Source organism: Klebsiella africana, from assembly GCF_020526085.1.
Taxonomy (GTDB): Bacteria; Pseudomonadota; Gammaproteobacteria; order Enterobacterales; family Enterobacteriaceae; genus Klebsiella; species Klebsiella africana.
The window spans coordinates 1,416,114-1,435,079 of record NZ_CP084874.1 but is presented as its reverse complement, the minus strand read 5'-3'; the positions used below and the strand labels follow the sequence as shown (position 1 = coordinate 1,435,079).

Genomic DNA, 18,966 nt, shown 5'->3' with positions numbered 1-18,966 from the left:
GACAAGGACCTTTCCATGCTCCATCCTCGCGCCAGAACAATGCTGATCCTGTCGGTGCCGGCCATCCTGATTGGTATCGCCTCCAGTCTGGTCCTGATTGTCGCGATGAAAGTTGCCGCGCTACTGCAGCAGGTGCTGTGGAGTCAACTGCCGGCGCAGTTTGGGGTGGGCGCCGACAGCCCGCTGTGGATCATCGCCATGCTCACCGCGACAGGGATCGCCGTAGGCCTTGTGGTTCGCTACAGCACCGGTCACGCCGGGCCAGATCCGGCAACGGAATCGCTCATTGGCGCCCCCATAGCTACCAGCGCGCTGCCGGGGCTGCTGGCCGCGCTGATCCTCGGTCTCGCCGGCGGCGTCAGCCTCGGTCCGGAGCATCCGATTATGGTGGTGAATATTGCGCTGGCCGTCGCTATCGGCTCGCGGCTGTTCCCGCGCGTCAGCTCACTGGACTGGACCATCCTCGCGGCCTCAGGCACTATCGGCGCCCTCTTCGGCACCCCGGTGGCTGCCGCGCTGATCTTTTCGCAAACCCTCAACAGCAATAATGATACCCCGCTGTGGGATCGTCTTTTTGCCCCGCTGCTCGCTGCTGCCGCTGGCGCGCTGACCACCCGCTTGTTTTTCCATCCCCAGTTCTCTCTGCCCATCCCGCACTATGGCCAGATGCGCTTCGTCGATATCATCAGCGGCATCATCGTTGCCCTGATTGCGATCGCCGTCGGTATGGTTGCCGTGTGGTGCCTGCCGCGTTTGCATACCCTGATGCATCGGCTGAAAAACCCGATCCTGACTCTGGGCATTGGCGGATTGCTGTTGGGGCTCCTGGGAACTATTGGCGGACACGTCACCCTGTTTAAGGGACTGGATGAAATGCAACAGCTGGCCTTCAGCCAGACGCTGACCGCTGGCGATTTTCTGCTCATCGCGCTGGTGAAGCTCGCGGCACTGGTTCTCGCCTCGGCCTGTGGCTTTCGCGGCGGACGGATTTTCCCGGCGGTCTTCGTCGGGGTAGCGCTGGGGCTGATGCTGCATGCCCACGTTGACGCCGTACCGGCGGCGATCACCGTCTCCTGTGCGATCCTCGGTATGGTGCTGGTCGTCACCCGCGACGGCTGGCTGAGCCTGTTTATGGCCGCCGTGGTGGTCCCGGATACGACTCTGCTGCCACTGCTGTGCATTGTGATGCTCCCGGCCTGGCTGTTGCTGGCCGGGAGGCCATTGATGATTGCCAAACGACATACCGACTAAACGCGGCTGTTTCGCTCCTCCAGCGCCTGCGTCACCGCACGCAGGAAATCAGGGATATCCATTTTCGGCAGCATCACCTCGACCAGAGTAAGGGTTTCGGAGGTGATGCTTTCCGCCATCGCTTCCCGTAACTCAGCCGTGTGCGTGACCCGCCAACAGCGCGAAACAACGTCCGGGGCAAAGGCTTCCGGCAGCCGCTGCCAGTCCCACAGGGCAATGTCATTGTAGCGCTGCTCAGGACCATGAATAGCTCGCTCCACGGTATACCCTTCGTTATTGAGCAGCAAAATAAGCGGCTTTTGCTTATCGCGAAGCATAGAGCCCATCTCCTGGATCGTCAGCTGGGCGGCACCATCGCCGACGATCAGCACCACCCGCCGCTCTGCTGCCGCGGTTTGCGCACCATACGCGGCCGGGAGGGTAAAACCAATCGAACCCCATAGCGGCTGGACGATGAGCGATGCCTCTGACGGCAACTTCAGCGCCGCGATGCCAAATGCCGCCGTCCCCTGATCGGCGAGGATAATATCGCCGGGGCGTAGCGCATCCTGCACTGTCGACCAAAAATTCTTCTGGGTTAACTCGCCTTCGGCCTCCTCTTCGACTTCCGGTGCCACGACCTGAGGCGCCGCCCACTCCGCCGCCAACGGGGCGGAAAGCGTCATCAGCGCAGCCAGAGCCTGTTCCATCGGCACCCCGCTAAACCAGTGGTCACCCACCCTGACGGCAAAGGGCTGGATCTCTATGGTCTTCTCCCGCGCCAGATGCTGGGTAAATCCCGCGGTGATGGTGTCGGTGAAGCGCGTGCCAATGCAGATGATGGTGTCGGCGTTTTCGATCGCCTCCCGGGTCTGTGGGGCGCTGGCAATCCCGCTGTAGGTCCCGACAAACCCGCACTGCTGCTCATCGAACAACCCTTTGCCCATGAGCATCGTTGCGTGAGCGATAGGGGTTTTCGCCACCCACTCCCGGAGCGAGTTCTGCAGGCCATAGCGTTGTGCCAGGAAGTCCGCCAGTAGGGAAATGCGTCGGCTGCCCCGCAGCAGGCGGCTGGCATGTTCGCAGAACCCGGAAAGCTGGTTTTCATCCGCCGGAGTGGCCTCCAGCAGCAAGCGCTGAGCTGGCGCAATCGCTGCCGCTCTGGCGACATCGGCCGGCAGCATCAGATAGCCGGGCCGGTGATGCGTCAGCATATCCCGCAGAACACGGTCGATTTCGTGGCAGGCGTTGCCGGCGGTCAGCAGCGCCTGACTACAGGTGATCTGCTCGCTCATGCGGGCGAAATGGCGGAAATCGCCATCGCCAAGGGTATGGTGCAGCAGTTCGCCGCGCTGCTGGGCGCCGGTAGAGGGCGCGCCGACGATATGCAATACCGGAATATGCTCCGCATAGCTACCCGCAATGCCGTTCAGCGCACTCAGTTCGCCGACGCCGTAGGTGGTTAGCAGCGCACCGGCTCCTTTAATGCGTGCATAACCATCAGCGGCATATGCCGCATTCAGCTCGTTGGCGCAGCCGACCCATCCCAACGCATTATGCGCAATGACGCGGTCGAGAAACTGTAAGTTGTAATCTCCCGGCACGCCGAACAAGCGGTCAATACCGCAATCGACGAGGCGATCCAGCAGATAATCCCCAATAGTGTAGGTCGGTTGCATATCCATTATCCTCATTTTGGCGCAGATGTAATTTGAGTATTGAATAAGCGATCCGCCTGTCCAGAAGGGGGGCGATAATGGCGGTGTAAAGCAATAATTACGCTGAAAAAGCAGTGTACTCCACGCAGAACATTGATTAGTGTAAACGTATACACACCCTGTTTTATCTGCGGAGGAAGAATGGTTTACCAGGCAAGCACCACGCGATATCAAACGATGGAGTATCGTCGCTGCGGACGCAGCGGCCTGCAGCTGCCGGCAATTTCCCTTGGTCTGTGGCACAACTTTGGTGATGAAACGCGCGTGGAGATCAGCCGTCAGATGCTCCTGCACGCCTTTGATCTCGGCATTACCCATTTCGATTTGGCCAATAACTATGGGCCGCCGCCGGGTTCGGCGGAAAGCAATTTTGGCCGTATCCTGAAAGAGTCGCTCCTGCCCTATCGCGATGAGTTAATCATCTCCACCAAAGCGGGCTACACCATGTGGGACGGCCCTTACGGCGACTGGGGATCGCGTAAATATCTGGTAGCCAGTCTTAACCAGAGCCTGCGGCGCATGGGGCTGGAGTATGTCGATATTTTTTATCATCACCGCCCGGACCCGGAGACACCGCTGACGGAAACGATGCGCGCGCTCGATCATCTGGTCCGTCAGGGTAAAGCGCTGTACGTCGGCATTTCCAACTATCCTCTGCCCCAGGCGCGGGAGGCGGTGAAGATCCTTAACGACCTCGGTACGCCCTGCATCATTCACCAGCCTCGCTACTCGATGTTTGAACGTGGAGTGGAAGAGGGTCTGTTGGATTTTCTGCAGACGGAAGGGGTGGGAAGTATAGCGTTTTCACCGCTGGCCGGCGGACAACTTACCGATCGCTATCTGAACGGTATTCCGGCCGACTCGCGCGCCGCCAGCAGCAGCCGCTTTCTGCAGCCGGAGCAACTCACCGCCGCCAAAGTAGATAAAATCCGTCAGCTGAATGCCCTGGCGGAAGCGCGCGGGCAGAAGCTGTCGCAAATGGCTCTGGCCTGGGTGCTGCGCGAGGAGAAAGTCACCTCTGTGCTTATCGGCGCCAGTAAAACCGCACAGCTGGATGATGCGGTCGGCATGCTACAGAATCGTCATTTCAGCGCCGAGGAATGCGCGGCCATCGATGCCATCCTTGAACTGTAAAGCAAATGTTACTTTAGCAAAAAGTGCTCTTTTCTGTGCTTTCGGAGTTCGTCCGATGCGACGGGTCTTTACCGGCCCGTAATATCAGGTTAACAGGCCGCTTACGGCCCCGATCGTGAAGGAGAAGAGTATGTTCAGGTCACTGATTCTGGCAGCAGTACTGCTGGCCGCAGCGCCACTAGTCGCTAACGCTGGTGAAATCACCCTGCTGCCATCGGTAAAATTACAAATAGGCGATCGTGACAATTACGGTAACTACTGGGACGGTGGCGGCTGGCGCGACCGTGATTACTGGCGTCGTCACTATGAATGGCGTGATAACCGTTGGCATCGTCATGACAACGGCTGGCACCGCGGCTGGGATAAGGGCAAAAATAAAGCCTGGGAGCGCGGCTATCGTGCGGGCTGGAGCGACCGCGACGACCACCGCGGCGGCTGGGGACGCGGCCCGGGTGGGCGCGGTCACGGGCATGGACATGGCCATCACTAACAACAGACGTAAAGGGAGCCCATCGGCTCCCTTTTACTTTAACTACTTTAACCAGCACGGGTAACGGATTACGCCACCCCGAGCAGCGACCCCACAATTAACCAGCCGTTAAGACTCACCACGATAACCACAATGGCCCAGCCAATACCTCTCACCCAACGGGAATTCACTAAATCTCCCATCAGTTTCGCATTGCTGGTAAATATCAGCAGCGGCACCAGGGCAAGCGCAATGCCAAAGCTGAGCAGTACCTGACTCATCACCAGGATACGCGTAGGATCCAGCCCCAGCAGGATCACGACAAACGAAGGCAGCATGGTAACCGCCCGGCGAAACCACAATGGAATATGAAAACGAATGAATCCCTGCATCACGACCTGGCCTGCCAGCGTGCCCACCACCGTCGATGATAAACCAGCTGCGACCAGGCTGAGACCAAAGATAGTCGCCGCCGCGTGGCTCAACAACGGCTCCAGCGTCCTGTAGGCCTGATCGAGATCGGCCACGCCGGTATGGCCGTTGAAATGGAATGCCGCCGCGGCAGTCGCCATCATCGCCAGATTGACGAATCCGGCAATAGTCATGGCAATCGCCACATCCCAGCGGGTCGCGTTATAGCGCTCTTTCCGCGTCCCACCGTGCAGATGCTGGGTAAGCGAGGAGTGTAAGTAGATAACGTGCGGCATGATGGTTGCACCCAGCACCCCGGCGGCCAGGAATACCGCCTCGCCATTGGGCAACGTAGGGATCACCAACCCTTTAGTCAGGGGAGCCAGCGCGGGCTGAGAAAAGATCAACTCCACGACATAGGCCACGGCAACAAACAGCAGCAGCCCGCCAATTACCTTCTCCAGCGGTTTTTGCCCACGCCGCTGCAGCATCAGGATCAGGAAGGTCGCCACCCCGGTCAGCACCGCTCCCTGCAGGAGCGATACGCCCAGCACCAGTTTAAAGCCAATCGCGGCGCCGATAAATTCAGCCAGATCGGTGGCCATGGCAATGATTTCCGCCTGTACCCAATAGAACCACACCACCGGGCGCGGGTAATGGTCACGGATCTGCTCGGCCAGGTTTTTGCCGGTGGCTATGCCCAGTTTGGCAGACAGCACCTGGATCAGCATTGCCATCAGGTTGGCCCATACCACGACCCACAGTAGCTGATAGCCAAAGCTGGCGCCGGCCTGAATGTTTGTGGCGAAATTACCCGGATCGATATAGCCAATGGCCGCGACAAAGGCCGGCCCCATTAAGGCGAGCTTCACCTTGCGCGCGGCGCGACTACTGCTATTCTCAACGCGACTGCTAGTCATCTTCTGCCCCTGGAAATATAGCCTTTGCTATGTTTCATGCTATCAAAATGCGAATGATTATCAAGTTCGTTTAGAATGGAGATAATGATTGCTGTGATAGAAGGGAACAATTGCTGGCCGGAAATGAAATACGGGCATTAGAAAACGAGATCGAGCCCGCTATTAAGAGTAGTACAAGAATGCAACTTTTAAAACCTTTACGTAACATAACAAAAGTGGATGTTTGATCACTATTTTTGCCATTGGTCACAGTTCCTTGCAATAGTGTGCAATTGATCTCGTTTTCTTTAAAGCCGTTGCATAGAATGTGCACGGAAATTTAACCTGCCTCATATTTGGAGCAACTATGGACCGCGTCTTGCATTTTGTCCTCGCGATCGTTGTGGTGGCTATACTGGCCCTGTTGGTCAGTCATGACCGTAAAAAGATCCGTATTCGTTATGTTGTTCAACTGCTTGTCATTGAAGTCCTGCTGGCCTGGTTCTTCCTGAACTCCGATATTGGTCTGGGTTTTGTGAAAGGCTTCTCCGAGATGTTTGAAAAACTTCTCGGCTTTGCCAACGAAGGGACAAACTTCGTGTTCGGCAGCATGAACGACAAAGGTCTGGCCTTCTTCTTCCTTAAGGTTCTGTGCCCTATCGTCTTCATTTCCGCGTTGATTGGTATTTTGCAGCATATTCGTATCCTGCCGATTGTCATCCGCGCTATCGGTACCGTTCTGTCAAAAGTCAACGGTATGGGCAAGCTGGAGTCCTTCAACGCAGTGAGCTCGCTGATCCTCGGTCAGTCGGAAAACTTTATCGCGTATAAAGATATTCTCGGCAAAATGTCGCGCAACCGCATGTACACCATGGCGGCGACGGCAATGTCTACTGTGTCGATGTCCATCGTAGGCGCGTACATGACCATGCTGCAGCCGAAATATGTCGTCGCGGCGCTGGTGCTAAACATGTTCAGCACCTTTATTGTGCTGTCATTGATTAACCCATACCGCGTGGATCAAAGTGAAGAAAATCTGCAGATGTCGAATCTGCACGAAGGTCAAAGCTTCTTCGAGATGCTGGGCGAATATATTCTGGCGGGCTTCAAAGTTGCGATTATCGTGGCGGCGATGCTGATCGGCTTTATCGCACTGATCTCCGCGCTGAACGCGTTATTCGCCACCGTGACCGGCTGGTTCGGTTACAGCATCTCCTTCCAGGGGATCCTCGGCTATATCTTCTACCCGGTCGCCTGGGTGATGGGCGTGCCGGCAAGCGAAGCGCTGCAGGTGGGCAGTATTATGGCCACGAAGCTGGTCTCCAATGAATTCGTCGCCATGATGGATCTGCAGAAAATCGCCTCAACGCTCTCTCAACGCGCGGAAGGCATTATCTCCATCTTCCTGGTCTCCTTCGCCAACTTCTCGTCTATCGGCATTATCGCCGGGGCAATCAAAGGTCTGAACGAAGAACAGGGTAATGTGGTTTCTCGCTTCGGTCTGAAGCTGGTCTACGGCTCCACGCTGGTTAGCGTGCTGTCCGCCTCGATTGCGGCACTGGTTCTGTAACAAGCGCCCGTCATCTGAGCCGGGCAATGCCCGGCTTTTTTTTGCCCGTTATTCGCCCAGCGGCTGTGGTCTACCGATCAGATAACCCTGCAAATAATTCACGCCCAGTTCCAGCAAACGCGCTTTTTGCGGTTCGCTTTCAACATATTCCGCCACCACGCTCATCTGTTTCACTCGCGCCATCTCAACAATCGATTTCACCATGATGGCGTCCAGAGGGTCCGTCAGAATGTCACGCACGAAGCAGCCGTCAATTTTAATGATATCGGCCTGTAGGTTTTTCAGCCGTTCATAGTTCGCATACCCGGTGCCAAAATCATCAATGGCGATAGCGCAACCAAACGCGCGCAGCGCTTCAAGATTTTGCTGGCTGGTATCGGCATTGGAGAAGGCCTGCTCTTCGGTCACTTCAATCGTGATAAGGCCCGGTGAGACACCATAGCGTTTAAACAGTGCGATAATCTGCGCGGCGCTGTCTTTTTGCATCAGAGTTGAAGGCAACAGATTGACCGAGAATTGTTGCCCAGGATGCCGATGAAGCGAACTAAACAAGGTTTCCAGTACCAGCATGTCAAAACGCTGGCTAAGGTTAAACTGCACAATCAGCGGGATAAACTGATCGGGCATAATGACATTGTCGCCACAGCGCATACGTGTGAGGATCTCGTAATACCCCTCTCCTTCCGCATTCTGAATCGGTTGTGCATAGAGCACCAGCGCCCGCTCTTTAAGGACCTGTTTAACTCGCATCAGAAGGCGGACCTGCTCGGTCGTTTGATCCACCACCAGCTCCTGCTCATCATCCAGCGCCAGTACCCGACGTTCACTCCCCGCCTGTTCGGACAGCCAGCTTAGCTGGCCCAGCATCGGATGTAACGCCTCGCCCTGGCCATCGTCGCGGCTCCACGCCGCGCCAAACTCCAGATCCAGGGGCTGATTGTGCCAGCTGAATTTTTTGTGGTTGAGAATGGCGACCATATGATTTAGCCGCGCCGCGGGATCGGGCCCATCGAGCACGAGGATTAATTCACTGCCGGGCACCTGGAAAACTTTATCCGTTGCCCCCAGCAGCGGCTGCAGTGCCCGGATGATTTGCCGTTTACAGTCTACTCCCATCATCAGGCCATAATGTCGACTAAGAAAATCGAGATTATCGATACGCAAGCTGCAGATAGCCTGCTGAGAACCACGCTGTAAATGGCTCTCCAGCGCGCGCAGGTTAGGCAAACCGGTCAGCGGATCCTCTTCCGCCTGGCTGCGCCAGCGGCGTTTATTGCGGTCGCTGCGGGCATAAATGTCGGCCATATAAAACAAACAGATAGTAAAGGAGATCAGTACCGACAGCACAAACGACAGTGAATACTCACTTTGCACTCCCTGAAGAAAGTTTTTGTTATATACCACCAGCAAAAAGGCCGAGACAGACCATGAAATACGCAGCAACGCATGACCTATTCGACTGATACCGATAAAGTAGACAATGAAAATAACCGGAACTAAATAACCGGCAATAAATTCAGACTGATACGGCGCACATAATAGCGTTAATATCAGCGCCAGCGCGATAAACCAATATAGGGTAAAGGAGCGATATTGCGGAGCCAGCCACGGTAAACATTCTTGCCGCCAGAAACGCCGGGCGTAGCGCGGACTGATAATCATCCGCATTGGATAATAAAGAAACGTCGTAAAAATTAATGCCGCACTGATTAAACTTTGGATATCTATTACGGTATAAATCAACGGCATACTGCCAAAATAACTGGTAATAGATAATGGAAACGCAAAATATTGCCCGGCGAGGTACATGGTGATTTTCAGCAGCACCGGCGCGAAGAAGCCCCCCCAGAAAATTCGTGCCCCCATGTGCTTCGCTGTAGGACCACAGCGCCAGCGCTTGCCCACCATCAGGCGTAAAATAGCGCAGGAGACAAATACAGCAAACAACTGACAAAAGAGTAGGATAAGCGCCTGCGATAGCGTTAATTCAATAAGAAAGCTATTGGTGATGGCAAACGCGAGAATTAATGGTGCAATCGCATAGCGGCCAAAGATAAAAATAACAGAAAACATCACACTGATTGGCAGCCAGGCAATATAAATAAGATTGCCATCAATAACCGTCTGCGGTGAAATAAAACGAGCCAGTGGAATAGCGACTAAACAGACGACAAAGGCCAACAGAGTTTTTTTGATATTAATGTTAATTTTATCCAGCATTATTGTTAATTAAAACTCCGGCAACCTCATTACGTTTAATGGGGGAAATGTTATGTTGCTTATTTAGGGCAGGCAAGGTGATTTATCAGGAAAAAGTCTGAAATTACTTTCGATTTTAATTGCTGGAGATTAACTGACTTAACCAGAAAGTGCTTTACATGAAAGCATATAAAAACAAAAACCCCCGCCTAAGCGAGGGTTCTGAATTTTGGTGGAGCTAAGCGGGATCGAACCGCTGACCTCTTGCATGCCATGCAAGCGCTCTCCCAGCTGAGCTATAGCCCCACAGGACCTCTTTACGAACCAAATCCGCTGGGTGCAGAATTTGGTGGAGCTAAGCGGGATCGAACCGCTGACCTCTTGCATGCCATGCAAGCGCTCTCCCAGCTGAGCTATAGCCCCGTAACGTAAAGCGTGTCGTGTTGACGGGCGGCATAATATGAATTCCTCGCTCAGGTGTCAACGGCAAAATTATCCCACCCGATTCAATCGCTGAAAAAGCAGGCAACTTGCTGACAATGCGAGCCTTATCGCAGCCAGAAGTTAAACAGGTCACCTTTTCAAGTAAAAGGATGCTATAACATGGACAGCTAATTCCCATACATTTACTCAGGAAATAGTATGCTCAAGGAACGAATGACACCTGAAGAAATCGCCCATCTCACCGGCTACAGTCGGCAAACTATCAATAAGTGGGTGCGGAAAGAAGGCTGGCAGACCTCTCCACGGCCTGGCGTCCAGGGGGGCAAAGCGCGACTGGTCCATGTCAATGAGCAGGTCAGAGAGTTCATCCGCAGTGCTCAGCGCGTGGCAGAGACGCCCGGCGCCTATTCCACCCACGACAGCGATCTGGAATCGCTGCTGTTGACCCTCTGTAAAGAATTGACCCCCAGCGAGCAGAAACAGCTTATGTCGCTGCTGCTGCGCGAAGGGATCACCGGGTTACTGCTTCGGTTAGGAATCCGCGATCGGTAAACGATGATGAAACTGAAAGATAAAATGACGCCCGCAGAACTTGCCGACAGTTTAGGATTGGCCAGACAAACCATCAACCGCTGGGTTCGGGAGAAAAAATGGCGTACGGAGGCGATACCCGGCGTCAAAGGAGGACGAGCGCGACTGGTGGTCATCGATCAGCCAGTACTGGAATTTCTCACTAACATCCCAGCCAGACGCCATCTGCTTACCGACAATCATCTTGCGGAATCGCCGGGCGCTTACCTGGTCAATGAAGCCGACGTGGTCTGGCGGCAGATTTCAGAAACCCTTCATCTGATGACCGCGGAGGAGCAATTGCGACTACGCGATCTGCTGGCTCGGGAAGGGATTAGCGGTTTTCTTGCCCGTCTCGGCATCGCCAGTCAGGCGTAACGGACAAAAAAAACGGCAGGAGTATCCTGCCGTTATATCATCTACGTCCTCTTCAGGACGCCTGGCTTTCGCGTTCAGCGATAAAAGCCAGCGCTTTATTGATACGCTCTACGCTACGGGACTTGCCGATTGCGTGGACAGTAACGTCAAGCGCAGGAGACTGCCCGGCACCGGTCACAGCCACACGCAGCGGCATACCGACTTTACCCATACCCACTTCCAGCTCATCAGCGGTCGCCTGAATCGCGTGGTGGACGTTTTCCGCCGTCCAGTCGCCGATCGCCGCCAGCTTATCGCGGACGACTTCCAGCGGCTGACGCGCCACCGGACGCAGATGTTTCTTCGCTGCATCAGCGTCGAACTCAGCGAACTCTTCATAGAAGTAGCGGCAGCTCTGAGCAATCTCTTTCAGCGTTTTGCAACGCTCGCCCAGCAGTTTCACCAGCTCGGCCAGCTGTGGGCCATTACGGGTATCGATATTCTCCTGCTCGATGTGCCACTGCAGATGCGTCGCTACATATTCCGCTGGCAGCGTATTGATGTAGTGATGGTTCAGCCACAGCAGCTTGTCGGTGTTAAACGCACTCGCGGATTTGCTGACCGCCCCCAGCGAGAAGAATTCGATCATCTCTTCGCGGGTGAAGATCTCCTGATCGCCATGGGACCAGCCCAGACGTACCAGATAGTTGAGCAGCGCTTCCGGCAGGTAGCCGTCGTCGCGATACTGCATCACGCTGACCGCCCCGTGGCGTTTGGACAGTTTTTTACCATCATCGCCATTGATCATCGACACGTGCGCGTATACCGGCACCGGTGCATTCAGCGCTTTGAGGATGTTGATCTGGCGCGGCGTGTTGTTGATATGATCTTCGCCGCGGATCACGTGAGTGATCGCCATATCCCAGTCATCTACTACCACGCAGAAGTTATAGGTCGGGGAACCATCGGTACGGCGAATGATCAGATCGTCCAGTTCCTGGTTACTGAACTCGATAGGTCCGCGGATCTGATCGTCAAAGATAACCGAACCTTCCTGCGGGTTGGCGAAACGTACCACGCACGGCTCATCGTCAGTATGGTGCTCGTGGCTATGGCGGCAGCGGCCATCGTAACGCGGCTTCTCACCCTTCGCCATCTGCTCTTCGCGCAGCGCTTCCAGACGCTCTTTCGAGCAGTAGCATTTATAAGCAGTGCCGGCTTCCAGCATCTCATCGATCACGTTGTTATAACGGTCGAAACGTTTGGTCTGGTAATAGGGGCCTTCATCCCATTGCAGATTCAGCCAGTTCATGCCATCCATGATGGCTTCAATTGCTTCCGGGGTGGAGCGTTCGAGATCGGTGTCTTCAATACGCAGCACAAACTCACCGCCGTGGTTACGAGCAAAAAGCCAGGAATAGAGAGCAGTACGCGCACCGCCAACGTGCAGATAGCCGGTTGGGCTTGGCGCGAAGCGAGTTTTGATTTTCATGAATTGGCCTTACGTTTAATAAAGATGCCGATAGCCGGCAATGTCCGGTGGAAATTATGGGTCAATATTCTAACACCGTGGGCTGATTCCTCAATGTTGTTCCCGCCAGAACGTCACGGTTTGCCATTTTTGTTTATAAATCATGCTATGCGGCCGGTTTTGCGATCGCTTTGTTTAATTTTACGACGAACGAACGAAATCTTTAGAAAAGGCGTTGACTCATTTTCAACTCTCCCTATAATGCGACTCCACACAGCGGGGGTGATTAGCTCAGCTGGGAGAGCACCTCCCTTACAAGGAGGGGGTCGGCGGTTCGATCCCGTCATCACCCACCACTACTTAACGTAGTCTCCGCCGTGTAGAACAGAAAATTGAGAAGTGGGTGATTAGCTCAGCTGGGAGAGCACCTCCCTTACAAGGAGGGGGTCGGCGGTTCGATCCCGTCATCACCCACCACTTTCTCGCCAGCTGGATTTTCTGTCAAAATATGAAGTACCGAAGTGGGTGATTAGCTCAGCTGGGAGAGCACCTCCCTTACAAGGAGGGGGTCGGCGGTTCGATCCCGTCATCACCCACCACTTCGGGTCGTTAGCTCAGTTGGTAGAGCAGTTGACTTTTAATCAATTGGTCGCAGGTTCGAATCCTGCACGACCCACCAATGTAAAAAGGCGCCCTAAAGGCGCCTTTTTGCTATGTGCTGAACTCAACGATTCGACAAAATTGTCGGGAACAATTTTGAACAACGCGGCAGCGTTGGCCCGCAGGGCGAGTCTCAGGATGAGACGAGTTTCTCTGCAGCAGGTTCGGGTCGAACGCAGTGAGACAACGAAGCCGCTTGCGGCGACGGCCCGAAGGGCGAGGCGAAGCCGAGTCATCCTGCACGACCCACCAATGTAAAAAGGCGCCCTAAAGGCGCCTTTTTGCTATGTGCTGAACATAGCCCTGGCCAAGAGCTTCCCTGTGGCGATAAACCACTATCAACGCTGATACAGCGGATCTTCAATTCTGGCAGCGGTTAAGTTCGCTCCTTCCTCACGTACAATTTCCCATAACGCCTGGGCGGCGGTCGACAGCGAACGATTTTTCCGGCATGCCAGCATCAGCTGCCGCTCGACCACAGGGGTCAGTCGCTTCACCGTCAGATGGCTTCCCTGCGGTAACGGCAGCGCCAGCGCCGGCAATACGCTGATGCCAATCCCCGATTCCACCATCGGAAAGAGGGTCGCCGGATGGCCAATCTCCTGCACAATATTCGTCCGGATAGCCAGCCTGCTGAGGGCCGCATCAATCAAAGGGCGACTACCGGAGGCATAATCCTGCAGGATCAATCTTTCATCCTGCAGCGCCTGCCATGACACTTCCGTCAGGCCGGCAAAAGGATGATCCTCACGACACAACAGTAAAAAGGGCTCCGCCAGTACGCCTTCACACTGCAGGTCTGTCGCCGGGCCGGGGTCGATGACAATGCCGAAATCCACTTCTCCCTGACGAATACTCTCCAGCACCCACTGCTGGGGCCGGTCGTGCAGCACAAAATCTATATCGGGATAACGACGATTACTGTGAGCTATACACTGCGGGATTAGGTGGGCAGAAATTGTCTGGCTGGCGGCGACCTTAACGGTCCCGCTCAACTGCTGGCCTACCCGTCCGGCGTCGCGCAGCGTCACCGCCAGTTCATCCAGCAAACGCTCCAGCCGGCCCGCCAGCTGTTGGCCCGCTTCGGTAAGCACCACTTCGCGGGTGGTACGATCGAGCAGACGGACGCCGGTCTGATGCTCCAGTTCCTTAACACTGTGGCTGACAGCCGACTGGCTCAAGCCAATTATCTCCCCTGCCCGGCTGAAGCTTTTAGCCCGGGCGACGGTGACGAATACTTTTAACTGACGCAGAGAGTAATTCATCTTTTTTATTCATGAATAGATGCAATAAATCAATTTTATTTCTCAAATGAAAAAAAGCACAATAGCGCATCTCTTTTCAGGAGCGTTTATGAAACTTTTCCGCATTCTCGATCCCTTTACGGCAACGCTGATCGTCGTTGTCCTGCTGGCCTCATTCTTCCCGGCCCGTGGTGCATTCGTCCCCTTCTTTGAGCATCTCACCACCGCCGCCATCGCGCTGCTGTTCTTTATGCACGGCGCTAAACTCTCCCGGGAAGCGATTATCGCCGGCGGCAGCCACTGGCGTTTGCATCTGTGGGTAATGTGCAGCACGTTCATCCTCTTCCCGCTACTCGGGGTTCTGTTTGCCTGGTGGGCGCCGGTAAATGTCGATCCGATGCTCTACAGCGGCTTTATTTATTTGTGCATTCTGCCAGCCACCGTGCAATCCGCCATCGCCTTCACCTCGCTGGCCGGAGGCAACGTCGCGGCGGCGGTCTGCTCAGCCTCGGCCTCCAGCCTGTTGGGCATCTTTGTTTCCCCGCTGCTGGTGGGGGTCCTGATGAACCTTCACGGCGCAGGCGGTAGCCTCGAGCAGGTCGGGAAGATCATGCTGCAGCTGCTGCTGCCTTTCGTGCTCGGTCACTTATCGCGGCCGTGGATTGGCGACTGGGTGGCGAAGCATAAGAAGTGGATTGGTAAAACCGACCAGACTTCAATTCTGCTGGTGGTTTACTCCGCCTTTAGCGAGGCGGTGGTGAATGGCATCTGGCATAAAGTCGGTCTGGGATCGCTGCTGTTTATCGTGGTGGTCAGCCTGGTGCTGTTGGCCATTGTCATCGCGGTCAACATGTTTGTCGCCCGCCGCTGCGGCTTTAACAAAGCCGATGAGATTACCATCGTCTTCTGCGGTTCGAAAAAGAGTCTGGCCAACGGCATCCCGATGGCCAATATTCTCTTCCCAACCTCCATCCTCGGCATCATGGTGTTGCCATTGATGATCTTCCACCAAATTCAGCTGATGGTCTGCGCGGTGCTGGCGCGGCGCTATAAGCAGCAAACCGATGCGCGTGCCGCGCAGGAAAAAGCCAACGCCGCCAAAGCTTAACGCGCTTTCTTCAGGGGTTGAACCAGATCGCTCAGCCCCTCGGTTTTAATCAGCAGGGTCAACGCCATCAGCTCGCCAAGATGCCCGGCAGGGAATTGATCCTTACGCGCAAACCACAATAAATACTCTTCGGGGACGTCGATTAAACGGCGCCCCTTGTATTTACCGAACGGCATCTCGGTATTGGCTATCTCGACCAGCTGCGCTTTATCCACGTTATTCTCCCAGCAGACGCATCATTTCGGCTTCGTCAATCACCTCAATACCCAGCTCCTGTGCTTTGGCCAGCTTAGAACCTGCCGCTTCGCCGGCAATCACCAGGTCAGTTTTCTTCGACACGCTGCCTGCCACCTTCGCCCCCAACGCCACGAGACGCGCTTTGGCGTCATCCCGCGACAGCTGACTCAAACTGCCGGTCAGAACCACGGTTTTACCCGCAAACGGGCTATCAATCTCTTCCGCCTTCACCACCACGGGCGCCGGCCAGTGGACGCCTTCGGCCAGCAGCTGCGCGATGACATCGCGATTGCTCTCTTCGGCAAAGAAGTTGAAGGTATGGGTGGCGACCACGATACCCACATCAGGGACCTTTTGCAGATCCTCAATGGACGCCTGCTCCAGGGCTTCAAGGGTGCCAAAATGCGCCGCCAGACCCGCCGCTGTCGCTTCGCCTACCTCGCGAATACCCAGCGCGTAAAGGAAGCGAGCAAAAGTTGTCTGTTTGGCTTTCTCCAGAGCGTTCACCACGTTTTGTGCAGACTTCGGTCCCATTCGATCCAGCCCGGTCAGTTTTCCTGCCGTCAGGCGGAACAGATCCGCCGGGGTATGGACATACTCTTTCTCTACCAGCTGGTCGATGATTTTGTCGCCCATGCCGTCAACGTCCAGTGCGCGACGGGAGACGAAATGCTTGAGCGACTCTTTGCGCTGCGCACCGCAGATAAGGCCGCCCGTACAGCGGGCTACCGCCTCGCCTTCCACTCGTTCAACGTCAGACTGACATACCGGGCAGTGGGTCGGGAAGACAACATCCCGGGCATCCGCAGGACGCTCGGAAAGCACCACATTAACCACCTGCGGGATCACATCGCCTGCCCGGCGAATCACCACCTTGTCGCCGATTTTCAAGCCTAAGCGTTCAATTTCATCGGCATTATGCAGGGTGGCATTGCTCACCAGCACGCCGGCAACATGGACCGGCTCCAGACGCGCCACTGGCGTAATCGCCCCGGTGCGCCCCACCTGGAACTCCACATCCCGGACGAAAGTCATCTGTTCCTGTGCCGGGAACTTAAAGGCCACCGCCCAGCGCGGCGCGCGGGCGACGAAACCCAGCTGTTCCTGCAGCGCCAGCGAATCGACTTTGATCACCACGCCATCAATGTCAAAGCCCAGATGAGGACGATCTTCCTCAACTTTACGATAGTAAGTAAGCACTTCCTCGGGGGTATGGCACAGGGTGACGCGCTCGCTCACCGGCAGCCCCCAGGCTTTAAACTGCTGCAAACGGGCCGAGTGGCTGGCAGGCAGCTCGCCGCCCTCCAGCACGCCCACGCCATAGCAGAAGAAAGTAAGCGGTCGCTTCGCTGTGATGCGCGGATCAAGCTGGCGCAACGAGCCAGCTGCCGCATTGCGCGGGTTAGCAAAGACTTTTCCACCGGTACGGCGTGCTTCTTCATTGATTTTTTCAAACCCGGCCTGCGGGAGGAAGACCTCGCCACGCACCTCAAGACGGGCAGGAATATTTTCGCCATGCAGCTTGAGCGGGATGGCGCGAATAGTTCGCACGTTAGAGGTAATATCTTCGCCGGTGGTGCCGTCGCCGCGGGTCGCGGCCTGCATCAACACACCGTTTTCATAGAGAATACTCACTGCGAGGCCGTCGAGCTTAAGCTCGCAGCAGTAGGTGAGACCGTCAGTGCTTTTCAGGCGATCCTGCACCCGCTTATTGAAGGCAAGAAAGCTCTCTTCATCAAATACGTTATCCAGCGACAGCATCGGCACTTCATGGCGGATCTGGCTGAAGGCGGTCAGTGGCGCCGCCCCCACCCGCTGCGTCGGCGAGTCCGGGGTAATCAGCTCCGGATGTTGACTCTCCAGCTCGCGCAGCTCGCGCATCAGCCGGTCATACTCCGCATCGGGCACTTCCGGCGCGTCCATAACGTGGTACAGATATTCATGATGGCGAAGCGTGGTTCGCAGTTCAGTCAGTTGTTGTTCGATCGGTTCCATATCACACCATCAATGATAAAAAACCCCCGACAGGCGGGGGTTGAGAAGGAGTTGAGATAACGCGGGACGTCAGGCGTTCGCGTCTTTCACTTCGCGAATACGATCCTGATATTCACGCAGTTTTTGCGGCGTCATCATGCGACGCTGATCGTCAAGCACTACGCCGCCCACTTCGTCGGCGATATACTGTGCAGACTGCAGCATCAGCTTGAAGTTCTGCAGTTCATCACCGTAGGAGGGGACCTGCATAAAGATAGTCACCCCGGGGGTCATCATATCCGCCATGCTGTCCGGATTAAAGGTTCCCGGCTTCACCATGTTGGCCAGGCTAAACAGCACAGGGCCGCTGCCGTCCGGGCTCAGGTGACGGTGGAAAATATTCATTTCACCAAACTTGAAACCGGCCTGCTGGATGCTGTTGATCAGCACCTCACCGTTAAGCTGCGCGCCATGATGGGCGGCGACGTTCATCACAATCACCGTTTCTTTGCGCTCTTTCGGCTGTGGCGCGGCAGGCTGCTGCGGTTCTGGCGCCTTCGGCTCAGCGACAGTGGGCTGCGGTGCGCCGACAGGCTGCTGTGTTGCGGCCGGCTGCGGCTGGGCGACAGACGGCGTCACCGGTTGTGGCGCGACGGGCTGCTGCACCACAGGCTGCGGCTGGTGTTGAGGTTGCACAGGCGGCTGCGCGGGTTGCGGTTGTTGCCAACCTGGCTGAGGAGCCGCATGTGGCACAGGCTGCTGCCCCTGCGGCTGAACCGGAGCCTGGCGCGGCGGCTGCGGCGGCTGGCGAACCGGTTCTTCAGGACGCGCAGGCTGCTGCATCTGGCGCTCGTAAGGCGGCTGGTACTGGTGCTGTGGCGCCTGACGAGGGGCTTCATGCTCCCCATGCGCGCCGTGCGGGGCGTGAGTGACCGGATGAACGCGGACTTCACCTACGCCTTCAACATTATCATCAAAGTCGTCGTTTTCCGACTCATCGTCGCGCGACTTCATACGTTTCAGTGGGCGATCGCGAAACATCGAAGAACGTTCTTTACGGCTGGTCCAGAACCCATGTACCAGTAAAGCGATTATGGCGATCGCGCCAACAATGATTAATATCAGACGCAAATCCTGCATCATTATATTCTCTGTTGTTCTAACACCTTGCCACCACGGCAAACATTTACTCACTAAGAGTATTTGCCGATTACCTCAAGTGCAAGTGCGTCAGTAGCTTTCACCACATAAAGATGAACTAAATCGTGCTT

General features: G+C 55.6%; 15 protein-coding genes, 6 tRNA genes and 1 other RNA gene. 12 read left to right on the top strand and 10 right to left on the bottom strand.

All coding sequences use genetic code 11. The features are described 5' to 3' along the window. Positions 1-15: 15 nt before the first annotated feature. Positions 16-1,251 (top strand): ion channel protein, encoded by a 1,236-nt coding sequence (locus LGL98_RS06990; RefSeq protein WP_136034521.1) that lies wholly within the window; start codon positions 16-18, stop codon positions 1,249-1,251. Here the strand turns inward: LGL98_RS06990 and LGL98_RS06985 are convergent. Next, on the bottom strand, positions 1,248-2,909 hold the full coding sequence (locus tag LGL98_RS06985; protein WP_136034519.1) for an alpha-keto acid decarboxylase family protein: 1,662 nt from the start codon (positions 2,907-2,909) through the stop codon (positions 1,248-1,250). The genes LGL98_RS06990 and LGL98_RS06985 overlap by 4 nt on opposite strands. A 180-nt stretch (positions 2,910-3,089) precedes the next feature. On the opposite strand from LGL98_RS06985, the gene mgrA reads away from it, so the two are divergent. Together mgrA and LGL98_RS06975 are read left to right on the top strand one after the other, a co-directional pair. Beyond that, positions 3,090-4,082: an L-glyceraldehyde 3-phosphate reductase gene (gene mgrA, locus LGL98_RS06980; protein WP_136034518.1), complete on the top strand. Its 993-nt coding sequence runs from the start codon at positions 3,090-3,092 to the stop codon at positions 4,080-4,082. 130 nt (positions 4,083-4,212) lie between these two features. Continuing rightward, complete coding sequence (locus LGL98_RS06975) at positions 4,213-4,572, top strand: DUF2502 domain-containing protein (RefSeq protein WP_023340588.1); 360 nt, start codon at positions 4,213-4,215, stop codon at positions 4,570-4,572. A gap of 68 nt (positions 4,573-4,640) precedes the next feature. Here the strand turns inward: LGL98_RS06975 and LGL98_RS06970 are convergent, their stop codons facing one another. After that, positions 4,641-5,882 carry an Nramp family divalent metal transporter gene (locus LGL98_RS06970; protein ID WP_042929110.1) on the bottom strand — a complete coding sequence of 414 codons (1,242 nt, stop codon included), beginning with the start codon at positions 5,880-5,882 and terminating at the stop codon, positions 4,641-4,643. A 346-nt stretch (positions 5,883-6,228) separates the two neighbouring features. On the opposite strand from LGL98_RS06970, the gene nupC reads away from it, so the two are divergent. Next, positions 6,229-7,431, top strand: a complete 1,203-nt coding sequence (gene nupC, locus LGL98_RS06965) for a nucleoside permease NupC (protein ID WP_114692758.1) — start codon at positions 6,229-6,231, stop codon at positions 7,429-7,431. A 48-nt stretch (positions 7,432-7,479) separates the two neighbouring features. Here nupC and LGL98_RS06960 read toward each other — a convergent pair whose 3' ends face one another. From LGL98_RS06960 to LGL98_RS06950, 3 genes are all read right to left on the bottom strand, one after another. Further along, positions 7,480-9,651, bottom strand: a complete 2,172-nt coding sequence (locus tag LGL98_RS06960; RefSeq protein ID WP_136034516.1) for an EAL domain-containing protein — start codon at positions 9,649-9,651, stop codon at positions 7,480-7,482. A 209-nt stretch (positions 9,652-9,860) separates the two neighbouring features. Next, positions 9,861-9,936: transfer RNA gene (locus LGL98_RS06955), tRNA-Ala, on the bottom strand. Positions 9,937-9,977: 41 nt separating this feature from the next. Then, positions 9,978-10,053: transfer RNA gene (locus LGL98_RS06950), tRNA-Ala, on the bottom strand. A gap of 219 nt (positions 10,054-10,272) precedes the next feature. Between LGL98_RS06950 and LGL98_RS06945 the strand changes: the two genes are divergently transcribed. Both LGL98_RS06945 and LGL98_RS06940 read left to right on the top strand, forming a co-directional pair. Beyond that, positions 10,273-10,626 (top strand): YfeC-like transcriptional regulator, encoded by a 354-nt coding sequence (locus tag LGL98_RS06945; RefSeq protein ID WP_025711428.1) that lies wholly within the window; start codon positions 10,273-10,275, stop codon positions 10,624-10,626. A 3-nt stretch (positions 10,627-10,629) separates the two neighbouring features. After that, positions 10,630-11,022: a YfeC-like transcriptional regulator gene (locus LGL98_RS06940; RefSeq protein ID WP_136034514.1), complete on the top strand. Its 393-nt coding sequence runs from the start codon at positions 10,630-10,632 to the stop codon at positions 11,020-11,022. A gap of 52 nt (positions 11,023-11,074) precedes the next feature. Here the strand turns inward: LGL98_RS06940 and gltX are convergent, their stop codons facing one another. Further along, a complete protein-coding gene (gltX, locus tag LGL98_RS06935) occupies positions 11,075-12,493 on the bottom strand; it encodes a glutamate--tRNA ligase (protein ID WP_114692756.1) in 1,419 nt (472 codons plus the stop codon). 259 nt (positions 12,494-12,752) lie between these two features. On the opposite strand from gltX, the gene LGL98_RS06930 reads away from it, so the two are divergent. The 5 genes from LGL98_RS06930 (at position 12,753) to LGL98_RS06910 (ending at position 13,384) form a co-directional block, all read left to right on the top strand. Then, a tRNA-Val gene (locus tag LGL98_RS06930) sits at positions 12,753-12,828 on the top strand. 45 nt (positions 12,829-12,873) lie between these two features. Then, a tRNA-Val gene (locus LGL98_RS06925) sits at positions 12,874-12,949 on the top strand. A gap of 46 nt (positions 12,950-12,995) precedes the next feature. Continuing rightward, a tRNA-Val gene (locus LGL98_RS06920) sits at positions 12,996-13,071 on the top strand. Between the two features lie 4 nt (positions 13,072-13,075). Beyond that, positions 13,076-13,151: transfer RNA gene (locus LGL98_RS06915), tRNA-Lys, on the top strand. A 95-nt stretch (positions 13,152-13,246) separates the two neighbouring features. Then, a non-coding RNA gene (locus LGL98_RS06910) (RtT sRNA) lies at positions 13,247-13,384 on the top strand. An 86-nt stretch (positions 13,385-13,470) separates the two neighbouring features. Here the strand turns inward: LGL98_RS06910 and LGL98_RS06905 are convergent. Next, positions 13,471-14,397: a LysR family transcriptional regulator gene (locus LGL98_RS06905; RefSeq protein WP_136029916.1), complete on the bottom strand. Its 927-nt coding sequence runs from the start codon at positions 14,395-14,397 to the stop codon at positions 13,471-13,473. Between the two features lie 88 nt (positions 14,398-14,485). On the opposite strand from LGL98_RS06905, the gene LGL98_RS06900 reads away from it, so the two are divergent. Beyond that, a complete protein-coding gene (locus LGL98_RS06900) occupies positions 14,486-15,484 on the top strand; it encodes a bile acid:sodium symporter family protein (RefSeq protein WP_114692754.1) in 999 nt (332 codons plus the stop codon). Here LGL98_RS06900 and LGL98_RS06895 read toward each other — a convergent pair. The 3 genes from LGL98_RS06895 to zipA form a co-directional block, all read right to left on the bottom strand. Further along, entirely contained in the window at positions 15,481-15,699 is a 219-nt protein-coding gene (locus LGL98_RS06895; protein ID WP_002913440.1) for a DUF3820 family protein, read from the bottom strand. The genes LGL98_RS06900 and LGL98_RS06895 overlap by 4 nt on opposite strands. Before the next feature lies 1 nt (position 15,700). Continuing rightward, positions 15,701-17,716, bottom strand: coding sequence for an NAD-dependent DNA ligase LigA (ligA, locus tag LGL98_RS06890; protein WP_136029918.1), 2,016 nt, complete (start codon positions 17,714-17,716; stop codon positions 15,701-15,703). A gap of 69 nt (positions 17,717-17,785) precedes the next feature. Further along, positions 17,786-18,838: a cell division protein ZipA gene (zipA, locus tag LGL98_RS06885; RefSeq protein ID WP_168435226.1), complete on the bottom strand. Its 1,053-nt coding sequence runs from the start codon at positions 18,836-18,838 to the stop codon at positions 17,786-17,788. Positions 18,839-18,966: the final 128 nt, after the last annotated feature.